This is a genomic window from Streptomyces pyxinae (assembly GCF_024756275.1).
Lineage (GTDB): Bacteria > Actinomycetota > Actinomycetes > Streptomycetales > Streptomycetaceae > Streptomyces > Streptomyces pyxinae.
Window position 1 is genome coordinate 40,784 of record NZ_JANUGQ010000019.1, and the last position, 18,162, is coordinate 58,945.

Genomic DNA, 18,162 nt, shown 5'->3' on the forward strand with positions numbered 1-18,162 from the left:
TCAGCCCTGGACGGCCGCCGGGTCCATCCACATGATCTCCCAGGTGTGGCCGTCCGGGTCGTCGAAGGCCCGGCCGTACATGAAGCCCATGTCCTGGGTCTTGCCGGTGGCCGTACCGCCGGCCGCGATCGCCCGGTCCACCAGTTCGTCCACCTTCTCGCGGCTCTCGGCGCTCAGACAGAGCAGCACCTCGCTGGTGGTGGTCGCGTCCGCGATCGTCTTCTCGGTGAAGTCGGCGTACCGCGTCCTGGCGAGCAGCATCACCACGATGGTGTCGCTGACCACCACGGCGGCACAGTCGTCCGTGGTGAACTGCGGGTTGATGGTGTAGCCGAGCTCCGTGAAGAACTTCTTCGACACCTCGACGTCGTTCACCGGAAGGTTCGGGAAGATCATCTGCTGGTACATGGGGCACCCGTCGCTTTCGTTCGCCGGAGCGGCCCGGCCGCCCCGTTGTCCACACTGCACCCCTTCAGACCGGGGCACCGCCCGGAACTCATCGCTCCCGGAGCGACCGGACAGAGAATTCTCGGACGCCTGTTTGTGAAGCCCCCGGGACGAGCGGCGGCCGGGTGGGTCGTCAGGGGGTGGCGGGGGCGGTGAGCAGGGTGCGGAGGGTGTGGCGGAGTGCGGCGTCGGTCGCCGGGGTGCGGCGGCCGGTGATCCCGGAGCGGAAGAGGGCGGCCCCTTCCGCGACCATCACGAACACCTCGGCACGGGCCCGGGCGCCCGCCTCGTCCAGCGCCGGGACCTGGCGGCGGACGACCTGGGCGACATGGCCGGCGTACTGGGCGTAGAAGGCGCGGACGGCCTCGGCGGCGGCCTCGTCGTGGGCCGCCATCGACCACACCTCGGTGAACAGCCGTACCAGCGGCGGGTCGTCGTGGTCGCTCAGCACACTGCTCAGCACCGCCCCCGGATCGGCGCCGTCGGCGGACGGACCGGTGCGCTCGGCCATCCGGGCGAGCGAGGTGGTGAGCACCCGGTCCAGCAGGGCGGCCAGCAGGTCGGCGCGGGCCGGGAAGTAGTGCTGGAGGTGGCCGAGGCGCACCCCGGCCTCGTCCGCGACGGCGCGCAGGGTGAGCTGGGCGCCCCCGGAGGCGGAGAGCAGCCGTTCGGCGGCGTCCAGCAGATCGGCCCGGCGGCGCAGGCCCTTGGCGGTCGGCCCGCCGGCGGGAGCGGCGCTCATGCGACGGCCTCCGTCCCGGGCGTCCCGGAGGGCCCGGGGGTTCTTGGCGTGTCGGGTGTTCCCGAGGCCCCCGGCGGGACGGGCCTTCCGGGTGCCCCGGGCGGTCCGGAGGCCTTCGGTGGTCCGGACGGCCCCGGTGTCCCCGGCGTCTCGGGGGCGCCGGTGCGTTCGATGTCGACCCGGGCGCCCAGACCGGCCAGCAGCCGCAGCGCGGCGGCCGGGTCGGGGTGCTGCTCGGGGAAGACCACGCCCCGCGGGGCGGGCGAGCCGTCGGCGCCCAGCACCCGGAGCAGCCCCAGGTAGCCGCCCGCGGCGGTGAGACGGGCCTGGCCGGCGGGATCGGTGACCAGGGCGGTACGGGCTTCGCCGCGGTGGGTCACATCGATCCGGAGCCGGGCGGTGCCGCCGTCGCCGGGGGAGTGCAGCACCGCCCGGCGGACCGGGGCCCAGCGCTCACCGCCCGCCCAGCGGAAGAAGCCCGCCCCGCGCAGGGCGAGGAGCATCCGGGTGACGGCGGGGGAGCCGAAGCCGATCCGGGTCGCCGCGGTGGCGGTGCCCAGGGTGAGCGGGAAGGTGTACTGCTCGGGCGTGTCGATGCGCGCGACGCGTACGGGATCGGCGCCGATCCGCACCGTACGGGCGCCGCTCAGCGGGGCGGCGAGCCGGCGCCGGCCGTCCTCCACCACCTCGAAGTCGATGCCGAGCCGGTCCATGAACTCCACCGAGTCCGCGCCCGCCCGGTCGGCCAGGTCCCAGCGGACGGCGGTCTCCACCCGCTCGGCACCGCCCAGCTCCCGGGCGAGCGCGGCGGCGACCAGGCCGGTCACCCCGCCCATCCAGGCGGAGGAGAGCAGCACCGGCGCGGCCGACCGGGCCAGCGCGGCGACGGTCACCGCCCGCTGGAGCCGGGCCGTCCACCGGGTGACGTCCACCTGCGGCACCCCGGCGGTCAGGGCGGCCCGCAGTACCCGGTCGTCCGGGTCGTTGACCGCGCTCACCACCGCCCGGACGGCGGCCCGGAACGGCCGGGGGGACGCCAGGTCCCAGGCGCGGACCTCGCCGCCCAGCTCCCGGGCCAGCGCCCGGCCCCGCTCGGGGGTGCGGCCGGTCAGCAGGACGGGGAGGCCCCCGGCGGCGGCCATCCGGGCGAGTTCGGTGCCCACCGTTCCATAGCCACCGGTGATGAGGACGGGACCGGACGGATCGAGCGACAGTTCGTCAGTCATGCCGGAAGTATAGGTCGGGTGACCTAGTTTTTGAGGGCGGGTGACCTGGGGCGAGCGCCGCCCGTCACTCCGGGGATCTCCCTTAAGGGCGCCTCAAGGAGGGATCAAGGGCGGCTGAAGGGTGCCGCCGGGCCGGTGCGGGGGAGACGTCCGCCACAGGGGGGCGGCCTTTCTGGGTGCTATTCAGCTGTTTGTCCGTCTGATGGTGAGATCCGGGGCGGTCGGCATATCGGATTCGCCCCGTTCTGGCGGGCGCCTCTGTCCCGAGTGGTGCCGATTTGGGAGTACCGCCGGATCCCGGGGGATTTCGCGGGTTCCGTCGCCGCCGAATGCGCCCATAACGATCAGATAAATCGGATCATTACGGCCGGTCAGGTCTTTCTCCGTGGGATGAGAGTTCCCCCGGGTGCCCTAATATCCATTTCCTCATCGCCCCCGCCGGGTCCCCGCGTCTTTCCGACGCGGAAAGACGCGGAGATGAACGCAGCGCGACGGGGCGTGTACGGAACTTTGAATGAGGTCTCGGATGAGCAAGCACCGCAACAAGTCGGGCTACCGGAAGATAACCATCGCCGCCCTGGTGGTGACGGCCGTGGCCGTGCCCTCCGTGGCGATGGCCGGGTACGGGCCGGTCGGCGGCAAGGACGGCCGGGCCCACGCCCACCGGGCCGCCGTCGCCGCGCAGCGAGTGGCGGCCAAGAAGCCCGCGACCGGCGCCGCGGCCAGGCCGGCGGCCGGCTCGACCAGCGCCGCGCGGGTGGTGGAACTCGTCAACGCCGAGCGCGCCAAGGTGGGTTGCTCGCCGGTGAAGGTCAACGCGAAGCTGACCAGCGCCGCCCAGGCGCACAGCCAGGACCAGGCGTCCCACAAGAACATGTCGCACACCGGATCCGACGGCTCGAACCCCGGCGACCGCATCACCCGCGCCGGTTACCGCTGGCAGACCTACGGCGAGAACGTCGCCTACGGCTACCAGACCCCCGAGAGCGTCATGACCGGCTGGATGAACAGCCCGGGCCACAAGCGCAATATCCTCAACTGCGCCTTCAAGGAGATCGGCGTCGGTCTCGCCCAGCCCGGCAACTACTGGACCCAGAACTTCGCCGCGGGGTTCTGATCGCTGAGCCGGGGAATTCGGACGGGATTCGCCATGCGGTGACCGGCATTCTCTGAGGGTCCGTCGGAATGCCGGTGAAGGGCCCTGGCCGGATCGCGGCCGGACCGGCGGCCGGATCGTGGCCGGACCGGTGAATGGTCCTGGCCGATGCGGTGGGCGGATCGTGGCCGGACCGGTGAATGGTCCTGGCCGGCGCGGTGGACGGATCGTGGCCGGTGCGGTGAACGGGGTGCGGTGGACGGGTCCTGGCCGGACTCGCTCCGGCCGTTCCGTCGGCGCCCGCCCCGCCCGGGGATGCCCCCACAATTCCCGGGCGGGGCGGGCGCCGTCCGGCTGTCCGCCCACCGGCCCGCGCCCTGCCCGCCGGTCCGGCCCGTCCGATGGTCCGGGCGGGCCGGAGGCCGCGGGGGAGTCACTCCGTAGACTGAGGGGCGTGAGTGAGCAGCCCCCCCGCGAGTCCAGCGACAGCAGCTACGACGGCGACGGCTTCGACGAGATCGTGGCCGCGGAGACCGACCGAGACCCCGACCTGGCGGTGATCGAGGCCGGCAGCCGTACCCTGCGCGCCCAGGCCGGACCGCCGCAGGGCGACCCGGTGCCCGCCCGGCCCGCCGACCCGGAGGCCGACCGGGCACTGCGCGAGGTGGAGGCGGACCTCGCCACCCGGTGGGGCGAGACCAAGCTGGAGCCCTCGGTGGCCCGGATCGCGGCGCTCATGGACGTCCTGGGCGAGCCCCAGCGGGCGTACCCGTCGATCCACATCACCGGCACCAACGGCAAGACCTCCACCGCCCGGATGATCGAGGCGCTGCTCGGCGCCTTCGAGCTGCGCACCGGCCGGTACACCTCGCCCCATGTGCAGTCGGTCACCGAGCGGATCAGTCTGGACGGCGCCCCGGTGCCCGCCGAGCGGTTCGTCGAGGCGTACCAGGACATCAAGCCGTACGTCGAGATGGTCGACGCCTCCCAGGAGTACCGGCTCTCCTTCTTCGAGGTGCTCACCGGCATGGCGTACGCCGCCTTCGCCGACGCCCCGGTCGACGTGGCCGTGGTCGAGGTCGGCATGGGCGGCAGCTGGGACGCCACCAATGTGATCGACGGCTCGGTGGCCGTGGTCACCCCCATCGACCTGGACCACACCGACCGGCTCGGCACCACCCACGCGGAGATCGCCGGCGAGAAGGCCGGGATCATCAAGGAGGGCGCCACCGTCGTCCTCGCCCAGCAGCCGGTCGAGGCGGCCCAGGTGCTGCTGAAGAAGGCGGTCGAGGCGGACGCCACGGTCGCCCGCGAGGGCATGGAGTTCGGGGTCACCGCCCGCGAGATGGCGGTCGGCGGCCAGCTGCTGACCCTGCGCGGCCTGGGCGGCGAGTACGAGGAGATCTTCCTCCCCCTCTACGGCGCCCACCAGGCGCACAACGCCGCGGTGGCGCTGGCGGCGGTCGAGGCGTTCTTCGGGATCGGCGCCCAGGAGGCCCGCACCCTGGACCTGGAGACGGTCCGCCGGGCCTTCGCCTCGGTGGCCTCGCCCGGCCGGCTGGAGGTCGTACGGCGCAGCCCCACCGTCATCCTGGACGCCGCGCACAACCCGGCCGGGGCCCGCGCGGCGGCGGCCGGGGTCACCGAGGCGTTCGGCTTCTCCCGCCTGATCGGCGTGGTCGGGGCCAGCGACGACAAGGACGTACGGGGCCTGCTGGAGGCGTTCGAGCCGATCTGCGCGGAGCTGGTCGTCACCCGGAACTCCAGCCACCGCGCGATGGACCCGGACGCGCTGGCCGCCGTCGCCGTGGAGGTCTTCGGCGACGAGCGGGTGGTGGTGGAACCGCGCCTGGACGACGCCCTGGAGGCGGCGATCACCCTCGCCGAGGAGGAGGCCGAGTACGCGGGCGCGGGCGTGCTGGTCACGGGTTCGGTGATCACGGTCGGCGAGGCCCGGCTGCTGCTGGGAAGGGGCTGAGACCGGGTGCGTACGCTCTGCGCTTCGACGCTGATCGGTGAGTTCTTCGTGCTGGGCTTCGCCGGGCTCGTCGCCATGAAGGACGACAGCCTGTCGATGGGCACGGTGTGGACGGTCTGCGGGGTGCTGATGGCGCTGAGCGTGCTGCTCTGCGGCATGCTCGGCCGGCCGGGCGGGCTGGCGCTGGGCTGGGCTCTCCAGCTCGTGCTGATCGCCAGCGGCTTCGTGGTGCCGATCATGTTCTTCCTGGGCCTGGTCTTCGGCGGGCTGTGGTGGGCCTCGGTCCACTTCGGCGGGAAGATCGACGCGGCCAAGGCCCGCTGGGCGGCGCAGGCGGCGGCCGAGGCCGCCGAGTCCCCGGCGCCCTGACGCCCGGAGCCGCCCGGAGCCCCACGGGGTGGAGCCTCCTGGGGCGCCGGAGGGCCCAACCCGCCGGCCCTCTGCGCCCCGAGTCTCCCGGCGCCCCCGGGGCACCTCCGGCGGTCCGACGGCTGCGCTGCCCCGGGCGCCCTGACCTCCCTGGTTCCCTGAGGCTCCCGAAGCCCTGGGGCCGCGCCCCGGACGCCCGGCCCTGGCACGTCCCGGCGGGGCCGTGCTGCCCCTGACGCCCCGGGGCCGCAGGGACCCGGACCGCCGGTACGCCGCCGGAGCGGTCCGGCCGGGGCCCGGGTACGCCCCTGCCCGGGGAGCCGCCCCGTACACGGCGGGAGCCGGTACGCCCTCCACCCCGCACGTCCCGGGAGCCGGTACGTGCTCCGCCCCGCAGGCCCCGGCAGCCGGTCTCGCCGCCGCCCGCCGGGCCCGGGTGCACAGGCCCGGCCCCGCACGTCCCGTGAGCCGGTACGTGCCCCGCCCGGCAGGTCCCGGGAGCCGGCACATCCCCCGCCCCGTACACGGCGGGAGCCGGTACGCCCTCCGCCCCGCAGGGGCCGAAGAGCTCGGTGCGCGGTCCGGCGCGGGTGGTCGCGCGCCTCCGCCGCCGGGGCCGCCGGTACGCCACGGGCGAAGACGGCCGCGCCCGGGGCCCCGGTGCCCGGGGGCGCCCGCGTGCCGGGGCGATCGTCACACCCGGTAACCTCTGGGCCAACCGCACCCTCTGGCCGCAAGGAGCCGCACACCATGACGCAGCGCACCCTCGTCCTGCTCAAGCCGGACACCGTCCGTCGCGGACTCGTGGGCGAGGTCATCGGCCGCGTCGAACGGAAGGCCGGCTGGGCCATCACCGCCCTGGAGCTGCGCACCCTGGACCGCGAGACCCTGGAGCGCCACTACGGCGAGCACGTGGGCAAGCCGTTCTACGAGCCGCTGGTCGCGTTCATGTCCTCCGGCCCGGTCGTGGCGCTGGTGGTCGAGGGCGAGCGGGTGATCGAGGGCGTCCGGCAGCTCGCCGGGCCTACCGACCCGATCGCGGCCGCGCCCGGCTCCGTCCGCGGTGACTTCGGCACCATCGTGCGGGAGAATCTGATCCACGCCTCGGACTCCCCGGAGTCCGCGGAACGGGAACTCAAGATCTTTTTTCCCGGTATCGCCTGAGCCGCCCGGGTCGTCTGACCGGGCGTCAGCCATACAGCGCTCATGACCTGGGGCGACCGATGGAATTTCGGTCGCCCTCCGGTATAGGCCGCAGAGCGCTCGGGAACGCATCCGTCCTGTGTCTCGTCACCTGTACAGAGGCGCACCGCAGCGCAGTCTCCGCACGGGCGGCACTACGATGGGAATCTCCGCCACACCTCCCGTCCAGCCGACCTGAGAAGCCGTCAAGCTCTAATGGGGAAGGCCCGACGCATCCTCATGGGAAACAAGGGGAACTCAATGTCGTTCATCGGCCGTGACATGGCTGTCGACCTCGGGACCGCCAACACGCTGGTGTACGTCAGAGGTCGCGGCATCGTCCTCAATGAGCCCTCCGTCGTCGCCATCAACACCAATACCGGTGGAATCCTGGCGGTCGGCGCCGAGGCCAAGAAGATGATCGGCCGGACCCCTGGCAACATCGTGGCTGTCCGGCCGCTCAAGGACGGGGTGATCGCGGACTTCGAGATCACCGAGCGGATGCTCCGCTACTTCATTCTCAAGATCCACAAGCGCCGTTATCTCGCCCGCCCCCGGGTCGTGGTCTGCGTGCCCTCCGGCATCACCGGGGTCGAGCGCCGCGCGGTGATCGAGGCGTCCACCCAGGCGGGCGCCCGGCAGGTGCACATCATCGAGGAGCCGATGGCCGCCGCCATCGGTTCGGGTCTGCCGGTCCACGAGGCCACCGGCAACATGGTGGTGGACATCGGCGGCGGCACCACCGAGGTGGCGGTGATCTCGCTCGGCGGAATCGTCACGGCACAGTCGATCCGGGTGGCCGGCGACGAGCTGGACAACGCGATCATCCAGCACATCAAGAAGGAGTACAGCCTCCTCCTCGGTGAGCGCACCGCCGAGCAGATCAAGATCACCATCGGTTCGGCGTACGACCTGGAGACCGACGAGCACACCGAGATCCGCGGCCGGGACCTGGTCTCCGGCCTGCCCAAGACGGTCGTCATCTCGGCCGCCGAGGTCCGCAAGGCCATCGAGGAGCCGGTCAACGCCATCGTGGACGCGGTGAAGACCACCCTCGACAAGTGCCCGCCGGAGCTCTCCGGCGATGTGATGGACCGGGGCATCGTGCTCACCGGCGGCGGCGCGCTGCTGCGCGGTCTGGACGAGCGGCTGCGCCGGGAGACCGGGATGCCGATCCACATCGCGGAGGACCCGCTGGACTCGGTGGCGCTCGGCTCCGGCAAGTGCGTGGAGGAGTTCGAGGCGCTCCAGCAGGTGCTGGACGCCCAGCCCCGCAGGTAGCCCCCCAGGAGCCCCCGGTGGTCCCCGACGGCCTCCGTGGTCCCCGTCGGTCCGCGTGGTCCCTGTCGGTCCACGGTGATTCACGGAAGTCCCCGGTGGTTCCCGGCAGTCGCCGGCATGTACGCCCGCCCGGCATTTCACCCGGGCGGGCGTACGGGACTCCCACGGACGGCGGAACGGTGACCTCGGCCGTACGGACGCCACCAGGCCCGTACGGCTGATCGTTGGTATAACGGCACAAACATTCCTATCGAGGAAGGCACGGCCGCCCCCGTGAGGGACACACGAGAGAGCCGGTTGCTCCTGATCCTGCTGGTCGCCGTCGCGTTCGCCCTGATCACGGTGGACATCAGGGGCGGCCAGGAGTCACCCGTGGACGGCGCCCGGCGCGCCGCCGCCACCGTCTTCGGCCCCGTCGAGAACAGCGTCGCCTCCGTCGTCGATCCGGTCGGCAACGCCATCGCGGCCGTCCGGGACTCCGGCGAACGGCACGGCCGGATCGCGGAGCTGGAGCGGGAGAACGCGGCCCTCAAGGCGCGCCTCGGCAGCGACGACCGCAACCGCAGCCGGGTCCGGGAGCTGGACAACCTGCTGAAGCGGGCCGGCGCCGGGCAGTACGGCGTCAAGGCGGCCGAGGTCATCGCCATAGGAGCGGCCCAGGGCTTCTCCTGGACCGTCACCATCGACGTGGGCGCCGACGACGGCATCAAGCGCGACATGACCGTCATCAACGGCGACGGGCTGGTCGGCCGGGTCACCACCGTCGGCCCCGGCACCGCCACCGTGCTCCTCGCGAGCGACCCCAAGTTCACCGTCGGCACCCGGATGGAGAGGTCCGACGAACTCGGCTTCGCCACCGGCCAGGGCGACCGCCCGCTCTCGGTGCAGCTCCTCAACGGCAAGGCCAAGGTCAAGCCCGGCGACCGGCTGGTCACCTTCGGCTCGCAGGCCGGCAAGCCGTTCGTGCCGGGTGTGCCGGTCGGCGAGGTGATCCGGGTCGACCCGGCGGCCGGCGGGCTCACCAAGAATCTGTACGTCCGCCCCTACGCGGGCTTCAGCCGGCTGGACATCGTCGGCGTCGTCGTCCAGGCGCCCCGCACCGACCCGCGCGATCTGGTGCTCCCGGCCCGCCCGCGCCCCGAGCCCACCGTCACGGTCACCGTCACCCCGTCGGCCCAGGCCGGGCTGGACCAGCAGGGCGGCGTCCAGCCGCAGGGGCAGGCCCAGCCCTCGCCGCGGCCCACCGGCAACGCCCCGGCCCAGCCCGACCCGGCGGCCGGGCGCGACCCCGGCGACCCGGACGCCCAGGCCGATCCGGCGGCCGATCCGGCCGATCCGGCCGATCCGGCCGTCCAGAACAACGGCGACGCCGGCGACGATCAGGAGTAGAGGTAAGGCCATGCGTTTCAACCGTGTGCTGCTCTCCGGCACCCTCCTCGTCGTCGCCCTGGTCCTCCAGGTCTCGGTGCTCGCCCGGCTCCAGCTGCCCGGCGCCGTCCCGGACCTGATGCTCCTGGTGGTCCTCGGCCTCGCCTTCGTCTACGGCCATGTCGCCGGGGCCCTGATCGGCTTCGCCGCCGGGCTGCTCGCGGACTTCGCCCCGCCCGCCGACCACGCCGCCGGGCGGTACGCCCTGGTGCTCTGCGTCATCGGCTATCTGGCCGGGCTCGCCAAGCCCGAGAAGGGCCGGCTGAAGTCCGCCACCGGGCCGATGGCCATGGTGGTGGTCGCCGCCGTGCTCTCCACCCTGCTGTACGCGGGGGTCGGCGCCCTGGTCGGTGACACCGCCGCCCGGCACGTCGGCCTGATCCCGCTGCTGGCCACCGCCGTCCTGTACGACCTGCTGCTGGCGCCCTTCACGGTCCCCGGCATCATGTGGCTGGCCCGGCGCGCCGAGAACGACCCGCTCGCGGACGACCCCGGCACCGGCACCGACGTGGCCTCCGGCTGGCTCGCCTCCGGCACCGGCCTGCGGATCGGTGAACAGCGCAGCGGACTGCGGCTGAAGGCGGCCCGCAACCGGGCGGCCCGGGCCGGCCGCATCAAGGGTGTGAAGCGGCTGTGAGGACCGCCGGTGTGAGCACCACCAGGCGCGGGACCGGGCCCAGGACCGGGCCGCGCGGGACGACCCGGGAACGGGGGACGGCTGTGAACGAGGGGGCGACCGCGCCATGAGCAATATCCCGGAGACCGGCCGGACGCCCAGGGTCCAGATCCGGCTGATCGTCATCCAGGTCCTGGTCTTCTCCCTGCTGCTCACCCTCGGCGGCCGGCTCTGGTACCTCCAGATCCGGCAGGGCAAGGAGTACACCGACGAGGCCCGCAGCAACCACGTCCAGCAGGTCGTCCAGCCCGCCGTCCGGGGCTCCATCCTCGACGCCCGGGGCGTACCGCTGGCCGACAACGAGACCCGGCTGGTGGTCTCCGCCTCCCGCACCGAGCTGCTGAAGATGAAGGACGACGGCAAGGCCGTCCTCACCCGGCTCGCCGGCGTCCTCGGGATGAAGCCCAAGGAGGTGCGCGACAAGGTCCGGCTCTGCGACGCCAAGACCCCCCAGCCCTGCTGGAACGGCTCGCCCTTCCAGCCGATCCCGGTCACCAACAAGGCCACCACCCAGCAGGCGCTGACCATCCGGGAGCGCGCCGAGGACTTCCCCGGCATCACCGCCGAGCCCGCCGCCGTCCGCCGCTACGCCGCCCCCGGGAAGTCCCGTACCGCCCAGGTGCTCGGCTATCTCTCGCCCGTCACCGACCAGGAGATCCAGGAGGCGAAGAACACCGACTCGCCGTTCCTCCGCTCCGACCAGGTCGGCCGCTCCGGTCTGGAGCGCACCTACGACAAGGCGCTGCGCGGCAAGGCCGGGGTCACCCGCTACGAGGTGGACAACCTCGGCCGGGTCCTCGGCGAGGCGGAGAGCGACCCGGGCCGCCCCGGCTCCAACGTGGTCACCTCCATCGACGCCCGGGTGCAGGCGGTCGCGGAGTACGAGCTGGACGCGGCGATGAAGGCGGCCCGCAAGGAGCCCGACCGCAACACCGGCACCAACTACAAGGCCGACTCCGGCGCCGTCGTCGTCATGGAGAGCAAGACCGGCCGGATCGTCGCCATGGCCTCCATGCCGGACTACGACCCCAACGCCTGGGTCGGCGGCATCTCCGCCAAGGACTACGCCCGGATGACCGGCAAGGAGTCCAACCTGCCGCTGCTCAACCGGGCCATCCAGGGCCAGGCGGCGCCCGGCTCGATCTTCAAGGTCGTCCCGACCACCGCCGCCGTCAACGCCGGCTATCCGTTCAACGGCACCTACCCCTGCCCCAGCTCGTACTCCATCGGCAGCCAGGTCTTCAAGAACTTCGAGTCCCAGGGCCACGGCTCCATCACCCTCGGCCGCGCCCTCGAGGTCTCCTGCGACACCGTCTACTACGGCCTCTCCCACAAGGAGTGGCAGAAGGACGGCGGGATGAAGCCCAAGAAGGACGCCAAGGACTGGTTCTACAAGACCGCCCACCAGTTCGGCCTCGGCGCCGAGACCGGCATCGACCTCCCCAACGAGGTCAAGGGCCGGGTCCCGGACCGCCGGTGGAAGCAGTCCTTCTGGGAGACCAACAAGGCCTGGTGGTGCAAGAACGGCAAGAAGGGCGGCGACTACGTCCAGCAGCTGAGCTACGAGAACTGCCTCGAAGGCAATCTCATGCGCGCCGGTGACTCGGTGAACTACTCGATCGGACAGGGCGACACCCTGGTCACCCCGATCCAGATGGCCGTCATCTACGGGGCCATCTCCAACGGCGGCACCCTGTGGAACCCCACCGTGGGCAAGGCGATCGTCAGCCCGGACGGCAAGCAGGTCGAGGAGATCAAGCCCACCGCGCACGGCCGGCTCCCGATGGACGCCAAGACCCGCGACCTGATGGACGGGGCGCTGGCCGGCGTCGCCGAGCGCGGCACCGCCGCCTGGCGGTTCGGCCAGGTCGGCTGGCCGCAGAAGAAGATCCCGATGCACGCCAAGACCGGTACCGCCGAGGTCTACGGCAAGCAGACCACCTCGTGGTTCGCCACCTACACCAAGGACTACACGGTCGTCATGACCATCGCCCAGGGCGGCACCGGCTCCGGCGCCTCCGGGCCCGCCGTGCGCAACATCTACGACGCCCTCTACGGTCTGGACGACGCCGGCAACCAGGACCTCAGGCGCGCCCTGCTGCCCACCCCGCAGCGGACCCTGCCGAAGATCCTGGCGGACGGCACCATCGAGGCGCCCGAGATCAAGCCGTACGACCCCGATTCCCAGAAGGTCCCGGACGGCACCTCGCCGCCGGCGCTCGCGGGGCCGCCGGCCACCGGACGGAGGGACTGACCGACCATGGCCGGAGCCAACAGCTTCTCCGTCCCCCGCTACACGCCCGAGAAGGGCGCCTGGTCCCGGCTGACCGCCCGCGACTCGATGGTGCGCCGGCTCGACTGGCCGCTGCTCTTCTCCGCGCTCGCCCTCTCGCTGCTCGGCTGTCTGCTGGTCTGGTCCGCCACCCGCAACCGCACCGAGCTCAACCAGGGCGACCCGTACTCCTTCCTCTTCCGGCACGCCCTCAACACCGGCATCGGCCTCGTCCTGATGACCGGCACCGTCTGGCTCGGCCACCGCACCCTGCGCGGCGCGGTGCCGGTGCTCTACGGCCTGTCGGTGGTGCTGGTCCTGCTGGTCCTCACCCCGCTCGGTGCCACCATCAACGGCGCCCACGCCTGGATCAAGCTCGGCGGACTCTCTCTCCAGCCCTCGGAGTTCGTGAAGGTCACGATCATCCTGGGGATGGCGATGCTGCTCGCCGCCAAGGTGGACGCGGGCGACCAGCTCCACCCCGACCACCGGACGGTCGCCAAGTCGCTCGGCATCGCCGTGCTGCCGATGGCCATCGTCATGCTCATGCCCGACCTGGGCTCGGTGATGGTCATGGTGGTCATCGTGCTCGGGGTGCTGCTCGCCTCCGGCGCCTCCAACCGCTGGATCTTCGGGCTGCTCGGCGCCGGGGTGGCGGGCGCCGTCGCGGTCGCCGCGCTGGGGGTGCTGGACGAGTACCAGATCAACCGGTTCGCCGCCTTCGCCAACCCGGACCTCGACCCGGCCGGCGTCGGCTACAACACCAACCAGGCCCGGATCGCCATCGGTTCCGGCGGCCTCTACGGCGAGGGGCTCTTCAACGGCCACCAGACCACCGGCCAGTTCGTCCCGGAGCAGCAGACCGACTTCATCTTCACCGTCGCGGGGGAGGAGCTGGGCTTCATCGGCGCCGGCGCCATTCTCGCGCTGCTCGGGGTGATCCTCTGGCGCGCCTGCCGGATCGCCCGGGAGACCACCGAGCTGTACGGCACGGTCGTGGCCGCCGGGATCATCGCCTGGTTCGCCTTCCAGGCGTTCGAGAACGTCGGCATGACCCTCGGCATCATGCCGGTGGCCGGCCTCCCGCTGCCCTTCGTCTCGTACGGCGGCTCCTCGATGTTCGCCGTCTGGGTGGCCGTCGGGCTGCTCCAGTCGATCCGGGTGCAGCGGCCCCTGTCGGCCTGAGCCGGCCCTGTCCGCCGGAGGCCCCGGCCCCCGGGCTCCCGTGATCGGTGGGGGCCCGGCGCCGCATGGGGGCGGGCGGGACGGGGAACCCGTGTTCCCATGACGGCGGACACCAGGAACGGACAGCGCCCGGCGAAGAGTACGCACGGCTCCGGGGACTCCGGCGACAGGCGGGCCCCGGCCGCCGGGCACGAGGTCGAGCGGAAGTACGCGGCCGGTCCCGGCACTCGGCTCCCCGACCTCACGGAGGTGAAGGGCGTCGCCCGGTCGGAGAGCCGGGGCGTCACCGAGCTGGACGCCGTCTACTACGACACCGCCGATCTGCGCCTGGCCGCCGCCGGGATCACCCTGCGCCGCCGCACCGGGGGCGCGGACGCCGGCTGGCACCTCAAACTGCCGGTCGCCCCGGACACCCGTGAGGAGCTGACCGTCCCGCTGGACGCGGCCCCCGGACCTGCGGAGGCGCCCGGGGCCGCCGGGGCCACGGGGCCGGCCGGGTCGCCGGAGGCCTCCGGTGCCGCCGGGCCCCCGGAGCTCTCCGCCGAGGTCCCCGGCGCGCTCGCCGCCCTGGTCCGGGCCCGCACCAGGGGCGCCCCGCTCGTCCCCGTCGTACGGCTCCTCTCCTCCCGCGACCTCCGGCGGCTGTCCGGCCGGAAGGGCGGGCCGCGCGCCGAGCTGAGCACCGACACCGTGGTCGCGGAACGGCTGACGGGCGGGCGGCGGACGGGGAAGGGCCGTCCCACCGCCGAGTGGACCGAGATCGAGGTCGAGCTGGCCCGGGACGCCGACCCGGCGCTTCTCGGCGCCCTGGACAAGCGGCTCCGCGAGGCCGGGCTCCGCCCCGCCGCCGCCCCCTCCAAGCTGGCCCGGGCCCTCACCGAGACCGGCGGCGGACCCGCCGCCCGGCCGGAACCCGCCGACCCGGACACCGCCGGCGAAGAGTTGCTCCGCTATCTCCGCGCCCAGGCCGACGCCCTGCTGGCGCTGGACGTCGCCGTCCGCCGCGAGCTGCCCGACGCCGTGCACAAGATGCGCGTCGCCACCCGGCGGCTCCGCAGCGCCCTGCGCTCGTACCGGAAACTGATCGGCGGGGGCGACCGGGACGCCGTCGTCCGGCTGCGCGGGGAGCTCAAGTGGCTCGCCGGGGAGCTGGGCGTCGACCGGGACCAGGAGGTGCTGGCGGAACGGCTGACCGCCGGGCTCGACGCGGTCCCGGTGGAGCTGCTGCTCGGCCCGGTCCGCGCCCGGCTGCGGATCTGGGACTCCGGCCACCGCGCCGAGGCCCGGGCGCGTACCGAGGCCGCGCTGGACAGCGACCGCTATCTCGCCCTGCTGGACGCCGTCGAGGCGCTGCTCGCCCGGCCGCCGCTCCGGCCGGCCGCCGCCCGCGCCCCCGGGGACGTACTGCCCCGGGTGCTGCGCAAGGAGCACGCCCGGCTGACCGCCCGGGTGGAGCGGGCCCTCGCCCTGGCGCCGGGCCCCGACCGGGACGTCGCCATGCACGAGGCCCGCAAGGCCGCCAAGCGCGCCCGGTACACCGCCGAGGCCGCCCGCCCGGCGCTGGGCAAGCCCGCCAAGAAGTACGCGAAACGAGTGAAGCTGCTCCAGCGCGAGCTGGGCGACCACCAGGACAGCGTGGTGGCCCGGGAGACCCTCCGCGAGCTGGCCGTCCGGGCCCACGCGGCCGGTGAGACCGCGTTCGTCTGGGGACTGCTGTACGGCCACGAGGAGGCGGCCGCCGCCGAGCGCGAGCACCGGCTGCCCGAGGTCTGGGCCGCCACCGGGGCGCCCTGAGCCCGGGGCGGGAGCGCGTACCGGGCACCTCCGGCGAACGCGTACCGAGGCTCTCCGGCGGGAGCGCGTACCGCGTACCGAGTTGCCCCGGGCGGGAGCGCGTACCGCCCGCCGGGCACCAACGGCGGGCGGGCGCAAGGGCCGACCGGGGTACGCTGGTAAGTCGCCCCTGCCAGTCCACGAAGGTTCCAGATGTCTGCCGAGTCGGTCTTCCCACAGCTCGAAGCTCTGCTCCCGCATGTGCAGAAGCCCATCCAGTACGTCGGCGGTGAGCTGAACAGCACCGTCAAGCCCTGGGACGAATGCGACGTCCGCTGGGCGCTCATGTACCCGGACGCGTACGAGGTCGGCCTGCCCAACCAGGGCGTCATGATCCTCTACGAGGTGCTCAACGAGCGGCCGGGGGTCCTCGCGGAGCGCACCTACAGCGTCTGGCCGGACCTCGAGGCGCTGATGCGCGAGCACGGCGTCCCGCAGTTCACCGTGGACAGCCACCGGCCGGTCAAGGCCTTCGACGTGCTCGGACTCAGCTTCTCCACCGAGCTGGGCTACACCAATATGCTCACCGCGCTGGACCTGGCGGGCATCCCGCTGGAGTCCAGGGACCGCACGGTGGACGACCCGATCGTGCTCGCGGGCGGCCACGCGGCCTTCAACCCGGAGCCGATCGCGGACTTCATCGACGCGGCCGTCATCGGCGACGGCGAGCAGGCCGTGCTGGACATGACCGAGATCGTCCGGGCCTGGAAGGCCGAGGGCCGTCCGGGCGGCCGGGAGGAAGTGCTCTTCCGGCTGGCCCGTACCGGCGGGGTGTACGTGCCCGCCTTCTACGACGTCGAGTACCTCCCGGACGGCCGGATCGGCCGGGTCGTGCCCAACAGGTCCGGGGTGCCGTGGCGGGTCTCCAAGCACACCGTCATGGACCTGGACGAGTGGCCCTACCCCAAGCAGCCGCTGGTCCCGCTCGCGGAGACGGTCCATGAGCGGATGTCCGTCGAGATCTTCCGCGGCTGCACCCGGGGCTGCCGCTTCTGCCAGGCCGGCATGATCACGCGCCCCGTGCGGGAGCGAAGCATCACCGGCATCGGGGAGATGGTCGACAAGGGCCTCAAGGCGACCGGCTTCGAGGAGGTCGGCCTGCTCTCGCTCTCCTCCGCCGACCACACCGAGATCGGGGAGATCGCCAAGGGCCTGGCCGACCGCTACACCGAGGACAAGGTCGGCCTCTCGCTGCCGTCCACCCGGGTGGACGCCTTCAACGTCGACCTCGCCAACGAGCTGACCCGCAACGGCCGCCGCTCCGGGCTCACCTTCGCCCCCGAGGGTGGCTCCGAGCGGATGCGCAAGGTCATCAACAAGATGGTGTCGGAGGAGGACCTGATCCGCACCGTCGCCACCGCCTACGGCAACGGCTGGCGCCAGGTGAAGCTGTACTTCATGTGCGGCCTGCCCACCGAGACCGACGACGACGTGCTCCAGATCGCCGACATGGCGATGAACGTCATCCAGAAGGGCCGGGAGGTCTCCGGCTCCAACGACATCCGCTGCACCGTCTCCATCGGCGGGTTCGTGCCCAAGCCGCACACCCCGTTCCAGTGGGCCCCGCAGCTCGGCGCCGAGGGCACCGACGCCCGGCTCGCCAAGCTCCGCGACAAGATCCGCGGCGACAAGAAGTACGGCCGCTCCATCGGCTTCCGCTACCACGACGGCAAGCCCGGCATCGTGGAGGGCCTGCTCTCCCGCGGCGACCGCCGGGTCGGCTCGGTCATCCGCGCCGTCTGGGAGGACGGCGGCCGGTTCGACGGCTGGCGCGAGCACTTCTCGTACGACCGCTGGATGACCTGCGCCGACAAGACGCTGCCCGAGTTCGGCGTGGACGTCGACTGGTACACCACCCGTGAGCGCTTCTACGAGGAGGTCCTGCCCTGGGACCACCTGGACTCCGGTCTGGACAAGGACTGGCTCTGGGAGGACTGGCAGGACTCCCTGGACGAGACCGAGGTCGAGGACTGCCGCTGGACCCCCTGCTTCGACTGCGGAGTGTGCCCGCAGATGAACACCGAGATCCAGATCGGCCCCACCGGCAAGAAGCTGCTGCCGCTGACCGTCGTCACGTAGCCGCGCTCCCGGCCCGCCGGGCGGTGGCGGGCCCGCGCCGCCCGGCGCCGGGGCCCGCCCCCCGCCGGCCGGACCCGCCCGCACCGCCGGTGACCGGCGAGCCGTGCGGAGGCCGTGCGGAGGCCGTACCGGGCTGGGCGGAAGCCGTACGGCGCCGGGTGGAAGGCCGCGCGGGGGCGGTGCGCCGGTCGTGCGGGGCGGTGAGGGGAGAGGTGCCCGGGGGCAGGCAGGGGGCACGGGCCCGGAGTGCGGGGGAGCGGGCCGCGGAGCCGCCCGGAGCACCGGCGCGTAATCTGGGTAGAAGGCAGAACGACCTGATCGCCTCCGGCGCGGCGCCCGCACCCGAGATCTCCCCGTACGCACGGGGG

At 73.0% G+C, this 18,162-nt stretch carries 14 protein-coding genes; 11 read left to right on the plus strand and 3 right to left on the minus strand.

Going from position 1 to position 18,162, the window contains the following annotated elements; translation table 11 throughout:
* The 3 genes from NX801_RS21005 to NX801_RS21015 all read right to left on the minus strand — a co-directional run bounded on the left by NX801_RS21005 (position 1) and on the right by NX801_RS21015 (position 2,415).
* A complete protein-coding gene (locus NX801_RS21005) occupies positions 1 to 408 on the minus strand; it encodes a VOC family protein (protein ID WP_258789357.1) in 408 nt (135 codons plus the stop codon).
* Between the two features lie 172 nt (positions 409 to 580).
* Positions 581 to 1,189 (minus strand): TetR family transcriptional regulator, encoded by a 609-nt coding sequence (locus NX801_RS21010; RefSeq protein ID WP_258789358.1) that lies wholly within the window; start codon positions 1,187 to 1,189, stop codon positions 581 to 583.
* Positions 1,186 to 2,415: a saccharopine dehydrogenase gene (locus NX801_RS21015; protein WP_258789359.1), complete on the minus strand. Its 1,230-nt coding sequence runs from the start codon at positions 2,413 to 2,415 to the stop codon at positions 1,186 to 1,188. Before NX801_RS21015 ends, NX801_RS21010 begins: the two co-directional genes overlap by 4 nt.
* A gap of 526 nt (positions 2,416 to 2,941) precedes the next feature.
* On the opposite strand from NX801_RS21015, the gene NX801_RS21020 reads away from it, so the two are divergent.
* The 11 genes from NX801_RS21020 to NX801_RS21070 all read left to right on the plus strand — a co-directional run bounded on the left by NX801_RS21020 (position 2,942) and on the right by NX801_RS21070 (position 17,794).
* Positions 2,942 to 3,532, plus strand: a complete 591-nt coding sequence (locus NX801_RS21020; protein WP_258789360.1) for a CAP domain-containing protein — start codon at positions 2,942 to 2,944, stop codon at positions 3,530 to 3,532.
* A 433-nt stretch (positions 3,533 to 3,965) separates the two neighbouring features.
* The gene (folC, locus tag NX801_RS21025) at positions 3,966 to 5,489 is read left to right on the plus strand and encodes a bifunctional tetrahydrofolate synthase/dihydrofolate synthase (protein WP_258789361.1); all 1,524 of its coding nucleotides are present in this window, start codon (positions 3,966 to 3,968) and stop codon (positions 5,487 to 5,489) included.
* Between the two features lie 6 nt (positions 5,490 to 5,495).
* Complete coding sequence (locus tag NX801_RS21030) at positions 5,496 to 5,858, plus strand: DUF4233 domain-containing protein (RefSeq protein WP_258789362.1); 363 nt, start codon at positions 5,496 to 5,498, stop codon at positions 5,856 to 5,858.
* Between the two features lie 750 nt (positions 5,859 to 6,608).
* The gene (gene ndk, locus NX801_RS21035; RefSeq protein ID WP_258789364.1) at positions 6,609 to 7,022 is read left to right on the plus strand and encodes a nucleoside-diphosphate kinase; all 414 of its coding nucleotides are present in this window, start codon (positions 6,609 to 6,611) and stop codon (positions 7,020 to 7,022) included.
* A gap of 279 nt (positions 7,023 to 7,301) precedes the next feature.
* On the plus strand, positions 7,302 to 8,321 hold the full coding sequence (locus tag NX801_RS21040; RefSeq protein WP_105869811.1) for a rod shape-determining protein: 1,020 nt from the start codon (positions 7,302 to 7,304) through the stop codon (positions 8,319 to 8,321).
* A gap of 273 nt (positions 8,322 to 8,594) precedes the next feature.
* Positions 8,595 to 9,710, plus strand: a complete 1,116-nt coding sequence (mreC, locus tag NX801_RS21045; protein WP_258789365.1) for a rod shape-determining protein MreC — start codon at positions 8,595 to 8,597, stop codon at positions 9,708 to 9,710.
* Between the two features lie 10 nt (positions 9,711 to 9,720).
* A complete protein-coding gene (gene mreD / locus NX801_RS21050) occupies positions 9,721 to 10,386 on the plus strand; it encodes a rod shape-determining protein MreD (RefSeq protein WP_258789366.1) in 666 nt (221 codons plus the stop codon).
* Between the two features lie 106 nt (positions 10,387 to 10,492).
* A complete protein-coding gene (mrdA, locus tag NX801_RS21055) occupies positions 10,493 to 12,679 on the plus strand; it encodes a penicillin-binding protein 2 (RefSeq protein WP_258789367.1) in 2,187 nt (728 codons plus the stop codon).
* A gap of 6 nt (positions 12,680 to 12,685) precedes the next feature.
* A complete protein-coding gene (gene rodA / locus NX801_RS21060) occupies positions 12,686 to 13,882 on the plus strand; it encodes a rod shape-determining protein RodA (protein ID WP_258789368.1) in 1,197 nt (398 codons plus the stop codon).
* Between the two features lie 99 nt (positions 13,883 to 13,981).
* The gene (locus NX801_RS21065) at positions 13,982 to 15,676 is read left to right on the plus strand and encodes a CYTH and CHAD domain-containing protein (protein ID WP_258789369.1); all 1,695 of its coding nucleotides are present in this window, start codon (positions 13,982 to 13,984) and stop codon (positions 15,674 to 15,676) included.
* A gap of 192 nt (positions 15,677 to 15,868) precedes the next feature.
* Entirely contained in the window at positions 15,869 to 17,794 is a 1,926-nt protein-coding gene (locus tag NX801_RS21070; RefSeq protein WP_258789370.1) for a TIGR03960 family B12-binding radical SAM protein, read from the plus strand.
* Positions 17,795 to 18,162: the final 368 nt, after the last annotated feature.